Raw genomic sequence first — 18,153 nt, 5'->3', positions numbered from 1 at the left:
CTGGAGGTGAAGGCACCGTAGGTTCCCAGTCCCGCCACGCCGGCAGCTGTGCCGACCAGGGCCAGGGAAGCAATGACTTTACCGGTGGTGGTTTTCAGGTTGAGACCCATGATGAAATTTCCGTTTCTTGAAGCCCGTGAGACCGGGACCTTTGCTGTCCGATGACCACTACTTTCCGGCAGGTTTTTCAGGAAGCCGCAAGGATTCCCCAAGCTTCGGTTCAAGATTGCTTAAAGATTCCATCAAGTAGTCTTCGAGTGGTGACAGACAAAATCCCCAAGACACCAGGTAGCGGAAACGAGTAGCCCGCACCGGCTCAGTAACCGGTGAGCCCGCCGGCCACCGGCAGTTCAGCTGCCTGTCGTCAGCGGTTCAGAGGAGTGCGGGCGGAGTCCCCCGGCACGGCCATCGAGCGTCTGCGCCGGAACAGCAGGGCAAACGCGACGGCACCCGCGAGGAAGATCAGGCCGGCAACCCAGGTGTTCACCCGGAGCCCCAGAATCAGGTTGGCATAGTCGGAGCGCATCAGTTCAAAAGCGAAGCGTCCCGCCGTGTACCCGGCAACGTACAGGGAGAACACGCTTCCCGCCCCGAGGGTAAAGCGCCGGTCCACATACAAAAGAAGAAGCCCGACGACGACGCACCACAGCGATTCGTAGAGGAACGTGGGCTGGAAATAGCCAAGGACCACCGGGGCACCCGAGGGATCGGTCACCGCTGACCCGGTGGCAGGGTCCATCTGATGGATCTGGAGTTTCCACGGAAGGGTCGTCGGATCCCCGTAGAGCTCGTTGTTGAACCAGTTACCCCACCGGCCCAGGGCCTGGGCAAAAACCACCCCCGGCGCCACGGCGTCCAGGAACGCAAGCAAGGAGACCTTCGCTCTCCGGCAGCCGATCCACGCCCCCGCTACGCCCAAGGCCACGGCGCCCCAGATCCCCAGGCCGCCATCCCAGATGGCAAAGGCATTCCACGGATTCTTCCCTGGAAGGAAGTAGAGCTCAGGGTCGGTGATGACGTGGTAGATCCGGCCCCCGATGATTCCTGCGGGCACCGCCCAGAGGCAAATGTCCAGAACCTGCCCGTCCTGGCCGCCCCGGGCGGTCCAACGTCGGGAAGTGAGCCAGACGGCCACCGCGATCCCGGCCAGGATACACAGGGCGTAGAAATGGATGGTCAAGGGACCCACGTGAAAGGCGCTCACGGTCGGCGACGGAAGGAATGAATCGCTGGCAGTCATGGAGGCCATGGACTCCTGTCTGGAAGGTACGGGCGACGGCGGGACGGGGCTGCGCTTGAAGTAAGTTGTTCGGTTACAGAACTATTCTATAAGGGGACTATCGGGATAGGCTAAATGCAATGAAAACCGCCTCCGCCACCGAACCCCCGGTCCGTGACTACACGGGCGCCGATGCCTGGTCGCTGACCGGCGTGATAGCGCGCCTGCGACGGGTCCTGCGCTCCAGCGTGCGGCAGGGGGTCCCTTGGGAGTCCCTTCCCATGGCCCAAGTAGAGGTAATGCAACGGCTCGCCGAGGAGCCCGGGATAGGTGTCAGCGACCTCGCTGACCGTCAACGGCTTGCCACCAACACGGTCAGCAACCTGGTTCAGCAAATGGTGACCACAGGTCTGGTGGAGCGCACCCCCCGGCCTGGTGACCGGAGGGCCGCGAACCTGAGCCTGACACAGAGCGGCACGGAGATATTGGCAGCATGGCAGGCCGCCAACGACAGGCGACTCGGGCAAGCCCTCGAACGGCTCCCGAGGGCCTACCGGAATGCAATAGAAAACGCCGTCCCTGCACTGGCCGCCCTCGCGGCCCTGCTGGAATCCGACGACAAGAGCCAGGACCGGGACCAGGACCGACAACACGGGACACGACCGTAAGGGATCCGCTTAGCAAGACTCGCGGTTGCCATCCTCTTCCCCGAGCGCGAACTGGCAGCTGATGCCCTCAACATCGCCCCCAGAGGGCATTTACTGCCAGTTCGCTCTAGGTCGATGAACCAGCGTGAGTGTTCATGATGGAGTTACCGGCGGTCCGGAGGATGGGGCGTCCGATGCGCGCTGATCACCGCCAGGACGATTCCCCCCATCAGGGCAAAAAGCGCGCCGCCCATTGACCAGACAATCACGTCCATTGGCCAGGATGGCCCTTGCGTGGGGTCGAGCCGTGAAGTGTTGAGGCCAAATACCGCCGAACCGATCCAGATGTAACCAACAACCAGGATGGCGACAGCTCCTAGCACTACGGCGACTATGAAGAGTAGTTTCATCGCTTTGGACATATTCACGTTCCCAACCTCAAGACCATCAGGGATTGCACCTATAGGTTAGGTTCAATTGGGCGCCCCAGTACATCACCGGGCGCCAGGATTCGAGGTGATAGGTGCCGCCCTCGAAAACGTTTCCAACGACGTGGCACAGGTATTGCTCTTGGATGGTCGGGGTCAGGTTCCAGCCAACCCTGTTCAACTTGGTACGTAACTCGTCGACGTGCGCGTTGTGGGTTGGTAAGCCGTTGAACTGCCTTCCCCAAGGGGTGGGATTGAGATTCACAACACCACCCCTTGGGGTGTAGGTAATCCAAGGGAGGCCAGAGATCAAGTCAATCCCGAGCCAGGGATCTGCCACGACCGGATACTGAATCTTTGGGTCTGAGTGAGCCACCACCTGAATGAGCTTTCGGCCATGTACTTCGTATCGAGTGGGAACTGATACTCCGGCAGCATCGGTGGCCCAAGGTTTCGCGAAACCACCCAGAAAGGCGCCGTCCGAGCCAATAATCGAAACACTTCCATCTTCGTTGACCTTCATCTTGCCCGCACTCTGAAGCCCAATGTCGTAGGCGTACCGGGAAGGTGCATCAGCGGACTCAATGATCGTGTGGACAGCAAGTGAATCGTCGGACTGCGGGACAGGAACAGTGGTCGAACCATTCCCGTTGTCAAAGGCAACCAGGCCCTTCCCAATCGATCGTGCCTCAGCTGCCCTCTCTGGAAAAGGAAGTCCGAACGAAAGAGACTTCCCGCTTCGGCCGGTCACTTCGACCAAACCGGAGGAGTTGGCAGGAATTTTGACTGAATGTGGACCATTACGGTTTTGTGTCAGTGACTTTATGCTGGGCGAGGCAGCCGCGATAACCGCGAACGCGTCGGAGCCTTGTCCGGCTGTCGAAGCCGATGCAGGTCCTGGCTGTTCGAGCAATAGAGCAAGGACCGCGATTCCGGTAGTCAGGGATGAAATCGTTCTATATAGCTTCATATTTCCCCCAATTATTGTGCAGCTCTCATCCTTTTCTTTGGGTTTGCACCGAATGAGTACACAGGAAAATATCAGCCCCGATGGCCTCTGAGTACCTCCAAATAGCGAAGATTGAGTCCACCATCGGCGAAACTTTCGTATTGGCCGCAGCCCAGCCCACTAGCGTCGCAGCGCTATGACGACGACGGCCACGGTCGCTACAGCGAGGATCGCCAGCCCCACGTACGCAAGCATCTGAAGGCGCTGCTTCCGAATTTCCCGCTTCGACTCACGAGCCGACAGCCCAATCATCATTTTGTTCCCCATACGGGCAGCGTACGCCGCGATTGTTTCGCTCAGGCAACAAGGGGGATAACTGTTAGGAAGTTCCCAGCTTGCAGCCGCTGGCTGGGTATCGTGTCCCTTCCGCTTATACTGACGTCTGAATAGTTGTTCAGATGTTGGAGGTCCCGTGGCTGTTCGTGAAGCCGCCGATGAATGCGGTGTGAAACTTGTCGACCCCGACAAGGTCGAACTCGTCCGGGCAGCCCTGCCCTCGGATCATGACATTGCCGAGCTGGCGGATGTGTTCTCGCTGCTCGGCGATCCGGGGCGTTTGCGGCTGTTGACATCGTTGCTGGAAGGCGGGGAACTGTGCGTCTGCGACCTCGCAGCGACGACGGCGATGACCGAGAGCGCTGTCAGCCATGCGTTGCGGCTGCTGCGCGCCCACCGGGTGGTTTCCGTTTCGAGGCGCGGCCGGATGGCCTACTACCGGCTGGACGATGCGCACGTGCGGATGCTCCTGGACTTGGGCTTGACCCACACCGGACACACCGTCGCCGTCCATCCCGAGCGCACGGCCAAGAAGGACGGTGGCCAATGAGCACCCACCACGAAGCCCACCACCATCCCCACGACACTGCGGGCAACCCAGCCAAACACCATGCCCACAGCCACGCAATAGCAGCGAACGCGGACCGGCGCTATCTGGTTATCGCGTTAGCGCTGATTGTCGGGTTCATGATCGTCGAGGTGATTGTCGCCGTCGTTTCCGGCTCGCTGGCGCTGCTTTCGGACGCCGGGCATATGCTTACCGACGCCGGAGCGATCGCCGCCTCGCTGTGGGCGATCAGCCTCGCGGCCCGCCCTGCGCGGGGAATCTGGACGTTCGGATTCAAGCGCGCGGAAATCCTGTCCGCGGCCGCCAATGGAATCACGTTGCTGGTCATCAGCGCCCTTGTGGCCGTCGAGGCCATCCATCGTCTCATCGATCCGCCACCGGTCGAGGGCGGCCCTGTACTGGTGGTCGCGATCCTCGGGGTCATCGTGAACCTGGTTGCGGTGTGGGTGCTGGCCAAAGCCAACCGGTCCAGCCTGAACGTGGAAGGGTCCTTCCAGCACATCCTGACCGACCTGTACGGATTCATTGCGACGGCGATCGCCGGGCTCGTCGTCCTGACCACCGGTTTTGCCCGTGCGGACGCGATCGCTTCCCTCATCGTGGTGGGCCTGATGCTGCACGCCGCATGGGGGCTGCTGCGGGACTCCGGGAGGATCCTCCTGGAAGGCGCGCCGGAAGGTGTTGACCTGGACCAGGTCAGGGAACACCTCCTCGAAACCGGGCACGTGCACGACGTCCACGACCTGCACGTCTGGACAGTCACCTCGGACCTTCCCGCCCTCTCCGCGCACGTTGTCCTGGACGAGAGCTGCTTCCACGACGGGCATGCACCGCTCATTCTTGACCAGCTGCAGAACTGCCTGACCGGTCATTTCGACGTCGAACACTCCACCTTCCAGCTCGAACCCGCCGGCCACGCGGTCCACGAAACCGGAACCCACTGATGACAACTGCCCCGCCCCGGTCCTGGATCAAGGACGCCCGCACCGTCCGGCTGCTGTCCTGGTTCAGCCTCATCTGGATGCTCCTGGAGGGAGCCCTCGGCCTTGTTGCCGGCGGCACCGCAGGCTCCGTGTCCCTGATCGGCTGGGCGCTCAGCTCCGCCGTCGAGGGCCTGGCGAGCATCATCGTCATCTGGCGGTTCACCGGATCCCGCACCCTGTCCGAAACCGCCGAAGGCCGCGCACAAAAGGCCGTCGCGATCAGTTTCTGGCTCCTCGCCCCCTACATCGGAATCCAGTCGGTCATCGACCTGGCCACGGGACACCGGGCCGAGAACAGCATCCTGGGCATCGTGCTCACCGCGGCAAGCTTGGTGATCATGCCTGTCCTCGGTATCGCCAAGCAGCGCCTCGGTGCGAGGCTGAACTCCGGAGCCACCGCCGGGGAAGGAACCCAGAACCTGCTCTGCGCCGCCACGGCTGCCGCTGTGCTGATCGGTCTGGCCGGCAATGCACTCTTCGGCGCGTGGTGGCTTGACCCCGTCATCGGCCTCATCATCGCCGCCGTCGCCGTCAAAGAAGGCCGAGAAGCGTGGAAGGGTGAAGACTGCTGCTAACGCACTCAAGGAAACGGACACCCCATGGCCAGCATTGAAACCCCAACCACAGACTCCGGAAGGCTGTTGCGCCGCGGGCTGCGGCTGGAATACGCGACCCTGGGCTGGAACGTGGTGGGCCTCGGCGTCCTGGCAGCCGCGGCCATTCAAGCCGGGTCCCCGGCACTGGCCGGTTTCGGCTTGGATTCCCTGATCGAGATCTTCGCGTCGATCGTGGTGGTGTGGCAGCTCAAAGGCGCCCACAAGGAGCGCGAAGCCCCCGCGATGCGGTTGATAGGGACGGCCTTCGCGGTTCTCGGCGCCTACCTGCTCATCCAAGTGGCGGTGGTGTTTGCCACCGGCGTCCGCCCCGCCACCTCAGGCCTGGGCATCGTCTGGACATCCCTTACTTTCGTGGTCATGCTCGCCCTGGCGTGGGGCAAGATCCGCACCGGGCACCGCTTGGGCAATCCGGTACTCCGCGCGGAAGGAAAAGTGACCCTGGTGGACGCCTACCTGGCCGGCGCGGTGCTGGCCGGGCTCGCCCTTAACGCCCTGTTCGGCTGGTGGTGGGCGGATCCCCTGGCCGGCGTCGTGATCATCTACTACGCCGCCCGCGAAGCCAGTCACGCTTTCAGACACACCCCTTAGTGGTGCGCTTGCGTCTCCTGGAGCCGCTTGATGAACCAGCGTGACTGCTCGGGTCCGTAGGGAAGCACCGGGATCGCTTTGGTAGCGTCCGACGGCGTGTCCCGGATCGACTGCCTCGCTTGCCTTACCGCTGTGGACATGGTGTCGGCCATCGTCTTCACGAACTGGTCGCTACAGGGCTTCCCGTGGCCGGGGATGAGGAACTCGTAACGGTGGCGCAGGGCCGAGATGTGCCGGAGGGCGTCGGCCCAGTCCTCCGGGTAGGCGTCCTCGAACGAGGGATGCGCACCTTGTTCCACGAGGTCACCGGCGTAGAGCGTGCTGGGCGTGCCTACCAGGAGGTCGCCGTCGGTGTGGCCGCGGCCCAAATAGAACAGCGTGGCGGTGAGGCCGCCGAGGTCCACCAGGACGGGCTGGTCCTTGACGATCGCGTTGGGAATGACGATCTCGACGGCGTCACCCTGGCCCGCGGCCATCTCCGGTTCCGCGGCGGCGACGAAGCGGCGCTGGTGGTCGCCGTCGTCGTCGATTGTGGCCGCACAGTTGACGTGCCCCCAAAACTCGGTGACGCCGTCGTCGGCAAAAACGGCGTTGCCGAAGTAGTGGTCGTAATGGGCGTGGGTGTTCACGACGACCAGCGGCAGCTGGGTCTTTTCGCGGACTGCGGCGAGGATCTGCCGGCCTTGGCGGGGGCCGCAACCGGTGTCGATCACCATGGCTCGTTCCGTACCTACAACGAGGCCCGTGTTGAGCAGGCACCCTTCGGTCTCCAACACATAGTTGTTAGGGCCGACTTCGAGCCATGCTGACATTGTTTCTCCGTCTTCAGATGCGTTCCGGCAGTGTTCAGGCCTTGATTCTACCCACGCGGAGCTGGGAGGATCGGGAGCACGTTACATCCCCATGAAGATTTCATTTCAATCCGGGACGACCGGTTTGTTCGGCTGTAGTATTCCCTTTAGTTTGCAGGTCCGGGCTCAGCCGGAGCTAAAGGCAAAGGAATGATTTCATGTCGACGCGGAAACCGTCTTTTCTTGCATTGACCAACGCCGGGATGCGGGCCAGCCCGGAGAACGTGGAGGCGCCCATCGAGCAGTTGCGTGGGCTGCGCCTCCAGGTCCTGGAGATCATCGAGGAAGTCTTGTCTGACTCTTCGCAGGCGACGGAGGCTGTGCGCGAGCAACTTCGCCAGCACATTGCTGCCCACCCCGGGCGTCCGGAAGAGGCGCTGCTGGAACATTTGTCTTCGCTCAGGTCGGAACAGCCGGCCCCGCAAGGCGAGCCGGAACCTCAAGGCGACCCGGACGTGGATTTGTTCCAGCACCCAAGCAGCCCCCGGCTTGAGGCGGTCCTCAGGGACGGGATGTTGATGACCGCCTTCCAGCCCGTTTTCGACCTCACCACGTCCACGGTGGTCGGCGCCGAGGCTTTGACCCGCTTCGTCACGGACAGTGGTGACCCTGCCGATTACTGGTTCGCGGAAGCCGAGGACACGGGGCTCCGAACGGATCTCGAGTTCGCGGCCTTGGAGTCGGGGCTTAAGGCCGCGCTGGAACTGCCGCAGCAACTTTTCGTGGCGTTGAAGCTTTCCCACGAGGTCTGCCTGGATCCGCGGCTTCCTGTGCTTTTCGATCAGACTCCGGTGGCGGCATCCCGGGTGATCCTCGAAATCTCCGGAGAGTTCCCCCGGCACCAGGCCGATTCGCTCGACGCCGTGGTGGCTCCGCTGCGCAGTGCCGGCGTACGCCTGTCCATCGAAGACTCCGGTTCATTCTTCGCCGGTGCCGGCCATATTCTTCGGCTTAAACCGGAGATGATCAAGCTGGACCGGAAGCTGACCGCAGGCCTCAACCAGGATCCCCTTCGGCAGGAACTGGTCCAAGCGGAGGTCCGGTTCGCGCGGGAGATCGGGGCGGCTTTGACCGCCCAACGCATCGAAACCAAGGACGAACTCGCCACTCTCGCGGGCCTGGGAGTAACCGTCGGACAGGGGTATCACCTTGGGCGGCCCTCGGTCCAGCCTAGCGATTGGGCAAAGTGGGGCGGGCGCGCCCGGCATCTCGCCTCCCTTGGAGGTCGCGGCAGGAACCTGCGTACCTGGCTGAACCGGAGCTGACAGACCCGCTCCCAAGAAGGGGGCAGGGCGTTTTGGGGCGGCCCATCTTCCTCGATTTCGGGACCCCTTGGATATGCTCCGCGCTCCCCTATTGCTTCTCTTGCGGCCTTCTGCTTCTCTGGCACTACCGGGCCGCCGCACGCTAATTCCGGTGTGGGCCGCGCCCGGCTGAAGGGACGTGAGACCGCTATGACTTCTCTGTGGCTGGACGCGCGCGATGCTTCCGCAGCTGCGAGCCCCGATGAATTCACGCCCGGGACCAGTTACGACGCCGTCGTGGTCGGCGCTGGACTCACTGGCCTGGCAACGGCCCTCATGCTGGCGCGGACCGGGAGCAACGTGCTGGTCCTCGAGGCCCGCCATATCGGCGCGGTCAACACCGGTAACACCACCGCCAAGTTGAGCCTTCTCCAGGGCACCACGCTGTCCAGGCTCCGGAACCAGTATTCGGTGAACGTGGTCCGTGCCTATGTTGACGCGAACAGGGCCGGCCAGAGGTGGCTGCTCGAATACCTCGAGGGCCGCGGCGTGCCTTTCCAGTACCGGGATGCCTACACCTTCGCCACCACGCCCACCGGCGCGGAACACCTCGTCGCCGAAGCCAACGTTTGCCGGGCTGCCGGACTCAACGTCAAGTCCACCCTCGAGACGGGGCTGCCTTTCGACGTCGACGCCGCCTTGCGGCTTGCGAAACAGGCCCAATTCAACCCCATGGACGTCCTGGATGCGCTGGCTGTGGATGTTCGGGCCGCCGGCGGCAGCATCGTGGAGGGCATCCGCGTCATGAACGTCCGCAACGGCGATCCCCTGACGGTGGTCACCAGGAAGGGCGAGGTCACCGCGCGCTACGTGGTGCTCGCCACCGGGACACCGATCCTGAACCGGGGGCTCTACTTCGCGAAGCTGCGGCCGAATCGCTCCTATGCCGCCGCGCTGCGGCTGCCGGACGGCGTGAACCCGCCACCGGGAATGTACCTTTCCGCCGAGCCGCCCACCCGCTCACTGAGGGACTATCCAATGCCCGACGGCGGGAGGTTGCTTTTGGTGGGCGGGTTCGGTCATGCGGGTGGCCGGGCGCCGTCGACGCAGGTCCATGTGAACGAGCTGCTCGGCTGGGCCCAACAGCATTACCCGGGTGCCGAGGTCACGCACACGTGGGCTGCCCAGGACTACCAGGCCGGTAATCTCATGCCGTTCTTTGGCAGGTTCCCACGGGGCCACGGGAAGATCTTCTTCGGCACCGGCTACAACAAGTGGGGCATGACAAATGGTGTTGCGGCGGCGCTGGACATCACCGCTGATATCCGTGGCGAAAAGCTGGAGTGGGCCCACACGATCCATCGCCGGGTCACGGGTCCCCGCGGAGCAGCGTCGACGATTTCGCTCAACATAGAGACACAGCAGCAGAATTTCCGGGACAAGGCAGCCCTGAAGGAGAAGCCCGCCATCACGGAGGAAACCAGCCCCGCCGAGGGCACAGGCGTCACCGGGCTTTTCCACGGGAAGCCCGCGGCAATCTGCACGGTGGACGGCGTGGTGTGCAGGGTGTCCGCGGAATGCGCCCACCTGGGTGGGATCCTGCACTGGAACGACGCCGAAAAGTCCTGGGACTGCCCCCTGCACGGCTCGCGGTACACGGCCGCGGGCAAGCTGCTGGAGGGGCCGGCGACGCACAATTTGTTCAAGCTGCAGTAGAGGGCCCGGTGTTCGATATTTCTCCTCGTTCGATGTGATTGAACGAGGAGAACTCCTGAGTGTTCGGGTGGTGAACTCACAAAAATTGCCGTTCGAACACTCAATTTTCTAATACAACCACTCATTTCTTGTCCACCGGATAGTCAGTGGCAGATGCCGGCACTTATTCTGAACCTAAGGACCGGCGCCGATCCTGTTTGAGATCCAAATTCTGAGCACTTCTGGTCCGTCCTGTCCTGTTTCGGAATCCAACAGGTTGGGCAAGGGACTAATGACCGTGCGATCTAGATTCTGGTTGACTTTGAGTGCGTTGCTCGGCGCGACGGTACTCGTGGTTGGGTTCGCTCCTGTTCCGCTCCTTCTCGTTCTGGGCGGTTGCCTCATCGTGGGGTTTCTTGCGACCGCGGCCCTGTACGGTCAATGGCGACGCGACGTGATTCGGTCTGGGGCGAGGGCCGCATCGTTCCCTGTGTTCAGTGCCATCATCACATTCAATGTTGCACTTTTGCTCCGGGGGAGCGAACTCGGCTGGTACCTCGTTCCGGTCTTTGCAGCGGCCCTTTTCATCGGCTGTTTCGGATGGGCGGGCAAGCACGGACCTTACGTAGAGCCGGAGAATGTCAGCGGAGGTCAATCGTGAAATGGTACAGCTACGCGCATCCGCCGATCTTTATGATGTCCCTGGCGATCCTTTTTATGAGCAATTGGGACCTGTGGCTTCGAATCCTCTTGCCATCGGTGGTTCTGGTTTCGTACGTGATCAATGAAGTAGTTCTTTACCGGCGTGAGAAGGCTGCGCGTGCACGCGCAGCCGAACTCGATCGTAAGGATCCGATGGCGCACGCCTACCGGGAGCCGCATTCCTAGAGTGCCTCACCACGGCGCTCAGCTTGGGTTGCGGCCTAACCGCGCGGCCAGCTCACCGGGGCGGTTGAAGCGGTAGAAGAACGGACCGAGGTCTCCCCTGTCGAGCGTCGACGTCAGGGTGATGAGACTTTCCAGCAGCGGAGCCTTCCCCAGGTCGCCAAGATGTATCGGCTCGAATCCCGCGTCCCGAATGAGGCGCTCGGTCGCCTCGCGGGCATCGGCGTCGGACGCGAAGAGGGTTCCCGGTGGCATTGGCTCAGCATCGACGGCGTCATAGATTGAAGCGAAGTTGGTGTTGAAGGCCTTAGCGGTGGGCCCACCAATCATCGCTTTGACTTGTTGGGCGATCGAGTCGTAGCCGGCCGGGCGATCGCCGAAGGTATTGCTGGCATCGATTGTCACCTGACCGTCTAGGCCGGCAATCTTGGCCAAGCCGACGGCGATCGAGTCTCCCGGAATGGCGACCACCACGACGTCGGCGCCTGTGGCATCACCGCCGTCCCGGCCTAGCGCAGTCACGTCGTGGCCTGCAGCCGTCCAACGTCGCGCCAGCGCACCGCCGACGTGCCCCCGCCCAATCACGGTGATCCGCATGGATCCCACCTACTCATTTCGAACCAAGTACCGACAAAGAACACCTTGGAGGCTCCACACCGACTATTCGCTGGGGCCTACGGGCTCACGGCCACCTGGTTCACCACGGGAATTTCGGTCAGCATCCCGACAATCATTGCAGCGACCGACGAATTGATGCGGGCAGTCGGGCCAGCCATCGCCCTCCCCACGGAGCAACGTAACTTTCATTCCGGAATCCTAGTCCCCCGCACGGGCCGTCGGAAGGCTTCGCGGCCCGTGTCGTAACCATGAGGCATAGGCTAATCCTCCTTTTCAAATGCCAAATTTAAGAACTGAAATAGGCCGACTTTGTTCGAATTTCCCTTCCAACAAAGGCAAAAAGGCCGTATTATTCCTTGCAAGCTGTGGGTCTCAGGGGGCGCCTATATGAATAGGAGTTTCCCTTGCAGCGTCTACATATTATTGCCTCAGCTACGGCATGTCTTTCTTTGATTGCGGCCATCTTTATTGCCGCGCCAGGACAGGCAGGTACTGCCCAAAGGAACACGGCACCCCAGGAACGGGAAGACCAGCCGATACGAGCCGGTACCAGTCGTGGAGTCCAGTCTGTCGCCTGGGATCAGGGGCTGTCGCCCGGGCGAAGCGCCAGTCCACTGCATGAAATCGCCAATAAGTACGACAGCGTGTACGTGATGGACGGGAACGCCGTCGGGACCGCGGAGGATGGGGGGCAACATTTTACCCGTTGCCGACCGAAGCCGAAGGGTCGCTAATCGTCACTCCTGAAGTTGCGAGGGATCTTCACCTCAAACCGGGCGAATTTCCCGCTTCTCAGTTTGACAACCTTGACGCATTGGCAAACGCGCCAGAAAAAGGCGACGCTATCTTGGCCCCGCCATTTCAATCAGTGAGTGCAATGGCGACGATCGACCACTCCACGTACTTCTGGGCTCCTGTGGGAGGTAGCTGGAGCGGCGAGATCCGGCGCCTAACGTCCTACAACCATGCTTCAGAAAAATACTACGGTTGGAATGTTGCGCCACTCGTCATCTTTGGCGTGTGCACCCAGGGATCCGGGTACTACACGGGCTACAACGGCGGGAGCTTTGGACTCTGGAAGCGTTGGTACGGGACCGGTTGCGGGAAGAGCGGGTCTAGCCGTGTCCCCTGGAACAACGTTCTCGCCTACCCCACGTTCATGGCCAAGTCCATGGTCGTGTACGCAGGTGTTCCGGGACATTTCAGGTAGAAGTCAACTAGTCACATAGGGGGTCGCGTGGTCCAGGTAAGAAACCGGCTGCTCATTATTGGCGTGATTGTCTGCGCGGGCGGAGTCGTCTTCGAAACGTTAGCCACAAACTTACTTTCGCTGCTTATCTCCCTCCAAGGCGGAGCCGGCGCGGGCGTCGGTATATGGCTGACAGGCCTCGTCGGTTCAGTCGTGCGCTTCGGGCTTGCCCCACTGGGCGCATCACTCATAGCTCTGGGCATCGCAGCACACATGCTTCGAAACCAGATCCCGGACCTTCTCAACAACCATGGGAAGGACGAGTAAGCAGCATTTGGAACCGGAATCTGTTTGGACAGGAGTTTCAAAATGACCCCGAACCTAAACGGTACCGAAAGCGGCATCCTGTTGTCCCGACTATGCGTAATCGCCGGGGTCATTGGGGGCGTCTTGGCAGTCCTGCATCCATTTCTGGGGGCTGCGCTGTCCGTGCTTGTGTTGGTGTGGGCGATTGCTGGCCAGCGCGGCACCGGTCAGCAGGCGTACCGCATAGCACTCTTAGTCAGTCTGGCCGCTCTGGTGATGAACACTGCAATTCTGCTCGCATCACTGTCTGTTGGGACGTCTGTTCCCGATCCCCTACCGGCCATGAAAATTAGCTCAGGAACGGACCTTCTCAACAACCATGGGAAGGACGAGTACGCGTAAGGACCCGGTCGCAATACCCGAACCCCGGGACCCAACGGAAATTCAGTGACGATATCCTCCCGGCATGGGGAACTTCAGAACGGGATATCTGGCCAGGGATGAACGACGCGAGCGGCGAAGAAGGATTCAGCGGCAGCTGTCCTACGTCGGATTAGGGGTGTTGGCTGCCGCCACAATTTTCGTTGTGACGATTGCTCTCCGCCACTGAGACGCCGCCACCGGCAGCCGGCGTCGCGAGGAGTACCGCCGGCGCACCGCCGTCGTAATCCATCATGAGCCGTAACCAACAGGTGCCGCTGGTGAATCACCGGGCGCGCTCGGATAGCCTTCAACCATGGGGGATCTGGGGTGGGTTCGGCGGGTGCTGGTTGTCGAAGATCAACCATTCATGCGCGGGCTTGTTGCCGAAGCCTTGAGGGGCCCGGAATTCGACGTGCATGATTGCGCGTCCGCGTCCCAGGCTCTGTCGATGTTCGCCGCCGTCGATCCCGATGTCCTGGTGACGGACATCGATCTGGGAACCCGGCCCAACGGCGTCGAACTGGCGCATGTCGTGAAGTCGCTCTCCCCGGGGTGCGCCATTGTGTTCCTCACCAACTATCCGTCGGAAGCTCCCTTTTCTGAGTTGCCGGCGGGAGCAACCTTCGTCAACAAGGCGTCCCTTGACTCCGTGGAAGGCCTCATCAGTGCAGTGAACTCGACCCTCGTGGAGCTCCCTGTCACCGTGACTCCCGCTGTGGCGTCGGACGCAGCGAAGATCGGCGCGCTGACTCGGGTACAGCTGGATATCCTGCGCATGATCGCGGAGGGCTGGTCGAACGCTGAAATCGCCAAACAACGGGGAAGCAGCATGCGCTCCGTGGAGAAGGCCGTGTCCCGCACGTTCGAGGCCCTTGGCCTGAACCGGAGTCCGGGCGTCAATCCGCGGGTTGCCGCGGCAACGCTATACGCGCGTACGTTTGGGTTGCCGGCCCCGGTCGATAGCGAAAAATGATCAGCCGCTCCCCTGCGCTCTGGGCCCGGGGTATCGGCAGTAGCAATGCCTTGAGCGTCTGGTCGTGGCTCCTGACCTTGCCCTTGGCGCTGACGGTCATGAACATGTTCGCCGGATCGATCACGCTCGCTGGGACGGGATCGGTCACGTCGGCCGTGGAAGGTTCCGGCACGGCGATCGTGTTTCTGGTGCACGTTGTGCTTGGTCTTGTGGGGATACTCCTTCGCCCCTTGATCACGGCACGCCCGAGCGTCAAAGGCAGAATCGCGACGGCGTTCGGCACCTTCGCTTTCCTGGGCGCCTGCCGCCCCCTCCTGGTGGCTTGGTCCGCCCAGGCCTTGAATATCGCAGACCTCAGCGAAGATCTCTGGGCCCGCGTCCTCATCAACATCGGGGCGGCCCTGGTCTTCCTCTCGGCGATCGCGATGCTGACGGACTCCATCCGCGGGCACGCCGTGCTCGAACCCCGGCTCCGCGCTGCCCAGGCTGCGATCGAGGCGCAGCTCGGATTCGATGAGCACCGTTTGCGCTCGATCCGTTCCGACTATGTCGCCGAGCTCTCTAAGCGTCTTGACGCGGTCCTCGCTGCCCGGATGACGACAACCCTCGACAGATCCGAGGCCTCACGCCTGCTGCGGTCGATCTCCGATGGCGTCGTCCGCCCGATGAGCCACCAGCTCTTCCACGACCACACACCTTGGCCGCATGAGACGGTCCCTCCGCGGCCGGCTTCCCGTGCGGAGCGCGCGCCGGGACTGGCGCATTTGATCCAAGCTGCGCCGGTCGGATTGCCTGTCCTGCTCTTCGAATCGCTCATCGCAGTGCGTGTACTAGCGGAATACGACGTCCTCTTCCTGCTGGTTCAGTGGCTTGTCGGCGGGGCAATCTTGCTCCTCGGGAACGCCGCGACGGCCCGGACCGTGCGGAGGATTACCAGTCCCCTGCGGCGAATTTCCGCCATGACCCTCTGCTACGCGGGCACGGCCGCAGCTGCCGCGTCGGTGACCTGCCTGCTGCAGGGCGCGTTCGGCTATGCCCCGTTCTTCTACTGGTCCGCCGTCTGGGCCTATCCGCTGACGGCGCTCACTGTGGCGGTCCTTCGAGCTGCCGAACGCCAACGACGGCGGCATGAAGTCAGGTTGGCACGCACACTAAACGAGCAACTCAAGCTAGCCGACCGCGCGCACCAAAAGCTGCTCCACACCCGCCGGAGGGTCGCCAGGATTCTGCACACCAACCTCCAGGGAAGCCTGGTTTCGAGCGCCCTCGCCTTAGCTGCCTCCGGAGGGAACTGCCCAGAAGAGGATCTTGCCCCGCAGCGCGTCAGGAACATCCTGACGCGTGCCGTGGCTACTGCGCAGAGTGAGATCTTGGACGACTCGCCCGGGCAGGAGAGGCGCGGGGCATCCAGTATCCAGGACCTGCTAAGTACCTGGGGGCGCGTGCTGAAGCTGGCATGCGACATTGACCCTGGAGTGTGGGCCTTATGCGACGAGGACCCCGCAAGGGCCGAGGCAGTCATCGAAGTGCTCTCAGAAGGCTTCACCAACGCCATCCGACACGGCGAACGAAACCATGTCCGCGTCACAATGTCGGCCCCCGAGCCCCTCCCGACAGGCGCGGCGGCTCGCACCGGAGCCATCCACATATCCATCAGCTCCCCCGGCCGGATCCGAGGCCGGATCCGCCCCAGCCTCGGGATGACGACGCTTCAGGCACTGTCCAAGGACGTAACACTCAGCGAGGATGGCGACAACGTGGTCCTTCGGGTTGTTCTTGCGTGAGCCCGAGAGCTACGGCACGTCAGCAGATAGTAGTCTTGGATCCAGTGCAGCGCTGCCGCCCCTATCCCGCATTGGCTCGAGGACGGTATGACTCTTCTCCGCGATCACGAAGCACAGGCGAACCTGCCTACCCGAAAGAACCGTCTGTTCTTTCGGTCGTTTGCCGTCATTGCAGCCTTGGGGATCTTTTGGGCCGTTGCCGGGATCTTTCTGTATGTGGCTCCGCCTGCGGACCAACCCAAACACGCGGATGTGCTCTTCGTGCTTGGGCCGCCCGATAGTCGAATAGGCTACGCCGAGAAGCTGATGCAGCGGGGGTACGCACCAACGCTTGCCGTCTCAAGCCCCATAGGGAAAGACGGCAGATTCGAAGCGGGGATATGTGGCGATCACCGCGCTTATCGGATTATCTGCTTCAACCCCGATCCGTTCACCACACAGGGCGAAGCAAGGGCGCTACGGGACCTGTCGGCCCAATACGGCTGGAAGAGCGCGAACGTCCTCACCGCCCAGTTCCATGTGACGCGGGCCCGGGTGATCGTCAGCCGGTGCTACACAGGAAACCTGCGCATGGTCGCCGACCGGATGGACTTGCCGCTCATCTCCTTGACCAAGCCCACCTATTCCTGGGCCTACCAGTACCTCTATCAAACCGCGGCCTTCGTCAAGGTTGCGATCCACCCGGATTGTTGAAGTGCCGGGACGGGCGGCAGGTCAAAGAGCAGGGAGCTAAGGAGCTAGAGGAGAGCTCCCACATTGGGGTCAGGCTGCCTTGATTCCAATAGACCAAGGAGGTACGCGCCGTAGCCGCTCTTTACGAGTGGTTCGGCCCGCTGGCGCAGCTCGTCATCGCTAAGGAAACCCAGGCGCCAAGCGACTTCTTCTGGAGCTCCTACTTTCAATCCTTGGCGGTGCTCAACGGTCCTGATGAAGTTCGACGCGTCGCTGAGGTCATCAAACGTTCCGGTGTCAAGCCATGCAGTCCCCCGCGGCAGAACCTCGACCTGCAGCTTGCCACGATCGAGATACGTCCGGTTGACGTCGGTGATTTCAAGTTCTCCGCGCGCCGACGGTTTTAGGTTCCGCGCAATGTCCACCACTTCGTTGTCATAAAAGTAGAGGCCCGGCACCGCGTAATTACTCTTGGGCTGCTTCGGCTTTTCCTCAAGAGTGATGGCGCGCCCGTCCAGGTCGAATTCCACAACGCCATAGGCTTTGGGATCCTTCACCCAGTAGCCGAACACCGCACCGCCCTCGATTTCGGAATATCGGCGCAGTTGCGCGCCCATGCCAGGGCCATAAAAGATGTTGTCTCCCAGAACCAGGGCGACGTTGTCATCTCCAATGTGTTCCGCACCAAGGGTGAAGGCCTGAGCCAAGCCATCCGGAGAGGGCTGCTGAACGTAGCTGAGATTGACACCGAACTGGGATCCGTCTCCAAGCAGACGCTGGAACTGCTCGGCATCATGGGGTGTCGTAATAATCAGGATGTCCCGAATGCCGGCCAAGATCAAAGTCGACAGTGGGTAATAGATCATCGGTTTGTCGTAGACAGGGACAAGTTGTTTGCTAATGCCGTGGGTAATCGGATGCAGACGCGAACCAGTTCCCCCAGCCAAGATGATTCCTCGCATACTGCGCATCATTCCGGTTCGTATGCATTTGTGCAAACCAGTAAGGTTATGCGTCATGGGGAAAATACTTGTCACCGGCGGCGCCGGCTTCATCGGTTCAAACTTTGTCCACTACGTCATCGCCAACACGGACCACCATGTCACGGTGCTGGACAAGCTCACCTATGCCGGGAACCTGGAGTCGATCACGCACCTGCCGAGCGAGCGGCTCACCTT

The 18,153-nt window shown here is 61.9% G+C and carries 22 protein-coding genes; 15 read left to right on the top strand and 7 right to left on the bottom strand.

Translation table 11 applies throughout. The features are described 5' to 3' along the window. Positions 1-364 precede the first annotated feature (364 nt). Complete coding sequence (lgt, locus tag AC1DJW_RS25710; RefSeq protein ID WP_284755480.1) at positions 365-1,249, bottom strand: prolipoprotein diacylglyceryl transferase; 885 nt, start codon at positions 1,247-1,249, stop codon at positions 365-367. 110 nt (positions 1,250-1,359) lie between these two features. Between lgt and AC1DJW_RS25705 the strand changes: the two genes are divergently transcribed. Further along, complete coding sequence (locus AC1DJW_RS25705; protein ID WP_476902860.1) at positions 1,360-1,887, top strand: MarR family winged helix-turn-helix transcriptional regulator; 528 nt, start codon at positions 1,360-1,362, stop codon at positions 1,885-1,887. Between the two features lie 143 nt (positions 1,888-2,030). Here AC1DJW_RS25705 and AC1DJW_RS25700 read toward each other — a convergent pair whose 3' ends face one another. The 3 genes from AC1DJW_RS25700 to AC1DJW_RS25690 all read right to left on the bottom strand — a co-directional run bounded on the left by AC1DJW_RS25700 (position 2,031) and on the right by AC1DJW_RS25690 (position 3,570). After that, entirely contained in the window at positions 2,031-2,294 is a 264-nt protein-coding gene (locus tag AC1DJW_RS25700; RefSeq protein ID WP_390278341.1) for a hypothetical protein, read from the bottom strand. A 19-nt stretch (positions 2,295-2,313) separates the two neighbouring features. Then, positions 2,314-3,264: a DUF2599 domain-containing protein gene (locus AC1DJW_RS25695; RefSeq protein WP_476902859.1), complete on the bottom strand. Its 951-nt coding sequence runs from the start codon at positions 3,262-3,264 to the stop codon at positions 2,314-2,316. 159 nt (positions 3,265-3,423) lie between these two features. Next, complete coding sequence (locus AC1DJW_RS25690; RefSeq protein ID WP_459342960.1) at positions 3,424-3,570, bottom strand: hypothetical protein; 147 nt, start codon at positions 3,568-3,570, stop codon at positions 3,424-3,426. A gap of 145 nt (positions 3,571-3,715) precedes the next feature. Here AC1DJW_RS25690 and AC1DJW_RS25685 point away from each other — a divergent pair, with 145 nt between their 5' ends. The 4 genes from AC1DJW_RS25685 to AC1DJW_RS25670 are packed head-to-tail and all read left to right on the top strand — an operon-like array spanning position 3,716 to position 6,335. Next, complete coding sequence (locus AC1DJW_RS25685; RefSeq protein WP_284755477.1) at positions 3,716-4,129, top strand: ArsR/SmtB family transcription factor; 414 nt, start codon at positions 3,716-3,718, stop codon at positions 4,127-4,129. After that, on the top strand, positions 4,126-5,091 hold the full coding sequence (locus AC1DJW_RS25680) for a cation diffusion facilitator family transporter (RefSeq protein WP_284755476.1): 966 nt from the start codon (positions 4,126-4,128) through the stop codon (positions 5,089-5,091). The genes AC1DJW_RS25685 and AC1DJW_RS25680 overlap by 4 nt, the downstream gene beginning before the upstream one ends. Continuing rightward, the gene (locus AC1DJW_RS25675) at positions 5,091-5,705 is read left to right on the top strand and encodes a cation efflux transmembrane domain-containing protein (protein WP_284755474.1); all 615 of its coding nucleotides are present in this window, start codon (positions 5,091-5,093) and stop codon (positions 5,703-5,705) included. Before AC1DJW_RS25680 ends, AC1DJW_RS25675 begins: the two co-directional genes overlap by 1 nt. A 24-nt stretch (positions 5,706-5,729) precedes the next feature. Then, on the top strand, positions 5,730-6,335 hold the full coding sequence (locus AC1DJW_RS25670; protein WP_476902858.1) for a cation efflux transmembrane domain-containing protein: 606 nt from the start codon (positions 5,730-5,732) through the stop codon (positions 6,333-6,335). Here the strand turns inward: AC1DJW_RS25670 and AC1DJW_RS25665 are convergent. Next, positions 6,332-7,147, bottom strand: coding sequence for an MBL fold metallo-hydrolase (locus tag AC1DJW_RS25665; protein WP_284755472.1), 816 nt, complete (start codon positions 7,145-7,147; stop codon positions 6,332-6,334). The two genes, AC1DJW_RS25670 and AC1DJW_RS25665, sit on opposite strands and share 4 nt — an antisense overlap. A gap of 197 nt (positions 7,148-7,344) precedes the next feature. On the opposite strand from AC1DJW_RS25665, the gene AC1DJW_RS25660 reads away from it, so the two are divergent. From AC1DJW_RS25660 to AC1DJW_RS25650, 3 genes are all read left to right on the top strand, one after another. Next, positions 7,345-8,451, top strand: a complete 1,107-nt coding sequence (locus AC1DJW_RS25660; protein WP_284755471.1) for an EAL domain-containing protein — start codon at positions 7,345-7,347, stop codon at positions 8,449-8,451. A gap of 189 nt (positions 8,452-8,640) precedes the next feature. Beyond that, entirely contained in the window at positions 8,641-10,146 is a 1,506-nt protein-coding gene (locus tag AC1DJW_RS25655; RefSeq protein WP_390278316.1) for an FAD-dependent oxidoreductase, read from the top strand. 636 nt (positions 10,147-10,782) lie between these two features. Continuing rightward, positions 10,783-11,013 (top strand): hypothetical protein, encoded by a 231-nt coding sequence (locus AC1DJW_RS25650; protein WP_476902857.1) that lies wholly within the window; start codon positions 10,783-10,785, stop codon positions 11,011-11,013. Between the two features lie 18 nt (positions 11,014-11,031). Here the strand turns inward: AC1DJW_RS25650 and AC1DJW_RS25645 are convergent, their stop codons facing one another. After that, positions 11,032-11,607: an NADPH-dependent F420 reductase gene (locus AC1DJW_RS25645; RefSeq protein ID WP_476902856.1), complete on the bottom strand. Its 576-nt coding sequence runs from the start codon at positions 11,605-11,607 to the stop codon at positions 11,032-11,034. An 898-nt stretch (positions 11,608-12,505) separates the two neighbouring features. On the opposite strand from AC1DJW_RS25645, the gene AC1DJW_RS25640 reads away from it, so the two are divergent. From AC1DJW_RS25640 to AC1DJW_RS25615, 6 genes are all read left to right on the top strand, one after another. Beyond that, positions 12,506-12,838: a hypothetical protein gene (locus AC1DJW_RS25640; RefSeq protein WP_284755467.1), complete on the top strand. Its 333-nt coding sequence runs from the start codon at positions 12,506-12,508 to the stop codon at positions 12,836-12,838. A 27-nt stretch (positions 12,839-12,865) separates the two neighbouring features. Further along, the gene (locus AC1DJW_RS25635) at positions 12,866-13,144 is read left to right on the top strand and encodes a hypothetical protein (protein WP_284755466.1); all 279 of its coding nucleotides are present in this window, start codon (positions 12,866-12,868) and stop codon (positions 13,142-13,144) included. A 42-nt stretch (positions 13,145-13,186) separates the two neighbouring features. Next, a complete protein-coding gene (locus AC1DJW_RS25630) occupies positions 13,187-13,525 on the top strand; it encodes a hypothetical protein (RefSeq protein ID WP_284755464.1) in 339 nt (112 codons plus the stop codon). A gap of 334 nt (positions 13,526-13,859) precedes the next feature. Then, positions 13,860-14,519, top strand: a complete 660-nt coding sequence (locus tag AC1DJW_RS25625) for a response regulator (protein ID WP_284755463.1) — start codon at positions 13,860-13,862, stop codon at positions 14,517-14,519. Then, a complete protein-coding gene (locus AC1DJW_RS25620) occupies positions 14,516-16,303 on the top strand; it encodes a sensor histidine kinase (protein ID WP_476902855.1) in 1,788 nt (595 codons plus the stop codon). Before AC1DJW_RS25625 ends, AC1DJW_RS25620 begins: the two co-directional genes overlap by 4 nt. 87 nt (positions 16,304-16,390) lie before the next feature. Continuing rightward, positions 16,391-16,996: a YdcF family protein gene (locus tag AC1DJW_RS25615; RefSeq protein ID WP_476902854.1), complete on the top strand. Its 606-nt coding sequence runs from the start codon at positions 16,391-16,393 to the stop codon at positions 16,994-16,996. 44 nt (positions 16,997-17,040) lie between these two features. Here AC1DJW_RS25615 and rfbA read toward each other — a convergent pair whose 3' ends face one another. Then, a complete protein-coding gene (gene rfbA, locus AC1DJW_RS25610) occupies positions 17,041-17,937 on the bottom strand; it encodes a glucose-1-phosphate thymidylyltransferase RfbA (protein WP_459342982.1) in 897 nt (298 codons plus the stop codon). Between the two features lie 55 nt (positions 17,938-17,992). Between rfbA and AC1DJW_RS25605 the strand changes: the two genes are divergently transcribed. Next, the coding region (locus AC1DJW_RS25605) for an NAD-dependent epimerase/dehydratase family protein (RefSeq protein WP_476902861.1) at positions 17,993-18,153 on the top strand (161 nt) is incomplete at its 3' end.

Source organism: Arthrobacter sp. 05L417 (assembly GCF_056397865.1).
This window is presented reverse-complemented; position numbering and strand designations above follow the sequence as displayed.

What these genes read in the sequence shown, in the direction of transcription:
- lgt (WP_284755480.1), bottom strand. Translation starts at nt 1,249, where the DNA reads ATGGCCTCCATGACTGCCAGCGATTCATTCCTTCCGTCGCCGACCGTG.
- AC1DJW_RS25705 (WP_476902860.1), top strand. Translation starts at nt 1,360, where the DNA reads ATGAAAACCGCCTCCGCCACCGAACCCCCGGTCCGTGACTACACGGGC.
- AC1DJW_RS25695 (WP_476902859.1), bottom strand. Translation starts at nt 3,264, where the DNA reads ATGAAGCTATATAGAACGATTTCATCCCTGACTACCGGAATCGCGGTC.
- AC1DJW_RS25690 (WP_459342960.1), bottom strand. Translation starts at nt 3,570, where the DNA reads ATGGGGAACAAAATGATGATTGGGCTGTCGGCTCGTGAGTCGAAGCGG.
- AC1DJW_RS25680 (WP_284755476.1), top strand. Translation starts at nt 4,126, where the DNA reads ATGAGCACCCACCACGAAGCCCACCACCATCCCCACGACACTGCGGGC.
- AC1DJW_RS25675 (WP_284755474.1), top strand. Translation starts at nt 5,091, where the DNA reads ATGACAACTGCCCCGCCCCGGTCCTGGATCAAGGACGCCCGCACCGTC.
- AC1DJW_RS25670 (WP_476902858.1), top strand. Translation starts at nt 5,730, where the DNA reads ATGGCCAGCATTGAAACCCCAACCACAGACTCCGGAAGGCTGTTGCGC.
- AC1DJW_RS25665 (WP_284755472.1), bottom strand. Translation starts at nt 7,147, where the DNA reads ATGTCAGCATGGCTCGAAGTCGGCCCTAACAACTATGTGTTGGAGACC.
- AC1DJW_RS25660 (WP_284755471.1), top strand. Translation starts at nt 7,345, where the DNA reads ATGTCGACGCGGAAACCGTCTTTTCTTGCATTGACCAACGCCGGGATG.
- AC1DJW_RS25655 (WP_390278316.1), top strand. Translation starts at nt 8,641, where the DNA reads ATGACTTCTCTGTGGCTGGACGCGCGCGATGCTTCCGCAGCTGCGAGC.
- AC1DJW_RS25645 (WP_476902856.1), bottom strand. Translation starts at nt 11,607, where the DNA reads ATGCGGATCACCGTGATTGGGCGGGGGCACGTCGGCGGTGCGCTGGCG.
- AC1DJW_RS25640 (WP_284755467.1), top strand. Translation starts at nt 12,506, where the DNA reads ATGGCGACGATCGACCACTCCACGTACTTCTGGGCTCCTGTGGGAGGT.
- AC1DJW_RS25630 (WP_284755464.1), top strand. Translation starts at nt 13,187, where the DNA reads ATGACCCCGAACCTAAACGGTACCGAAAGCGGCATCCTGTTGTCCCGA.
- AC1DJW_RS25625 (WP_284755463.1), top strand. Translation starts at nt 13,860, where the DNA reads ATGGGGGATCTGGGGTGGGTTCGGCGGGTGCTGGTTGTCGAAGATCAA.
- AC1DJW_RS25620 (WP_476902855.1), top strand. Translation starts at nt 14,516, where the DNA reads ATGATCAGCCGCTCCCCTGCGCTCTGGGCCCGGGGTATCGGCAGTAGC.
- AC1DJW_RS25615 (WP_476902854.1), top strand. Translation starts at nt 16,391, where the DNA reads ATGACTCTTCTCCGCGATCACGAAGCACAGGCGAACCTGCCTACCCGA.
- rfbA (WP_459342982.1), bottom strand. Translation starts at nt 17,937, where the DNA reads ATGCGAGGAATCATCTTGGCTGGGGGAACTGGTTCGCGTCTGCATCCG.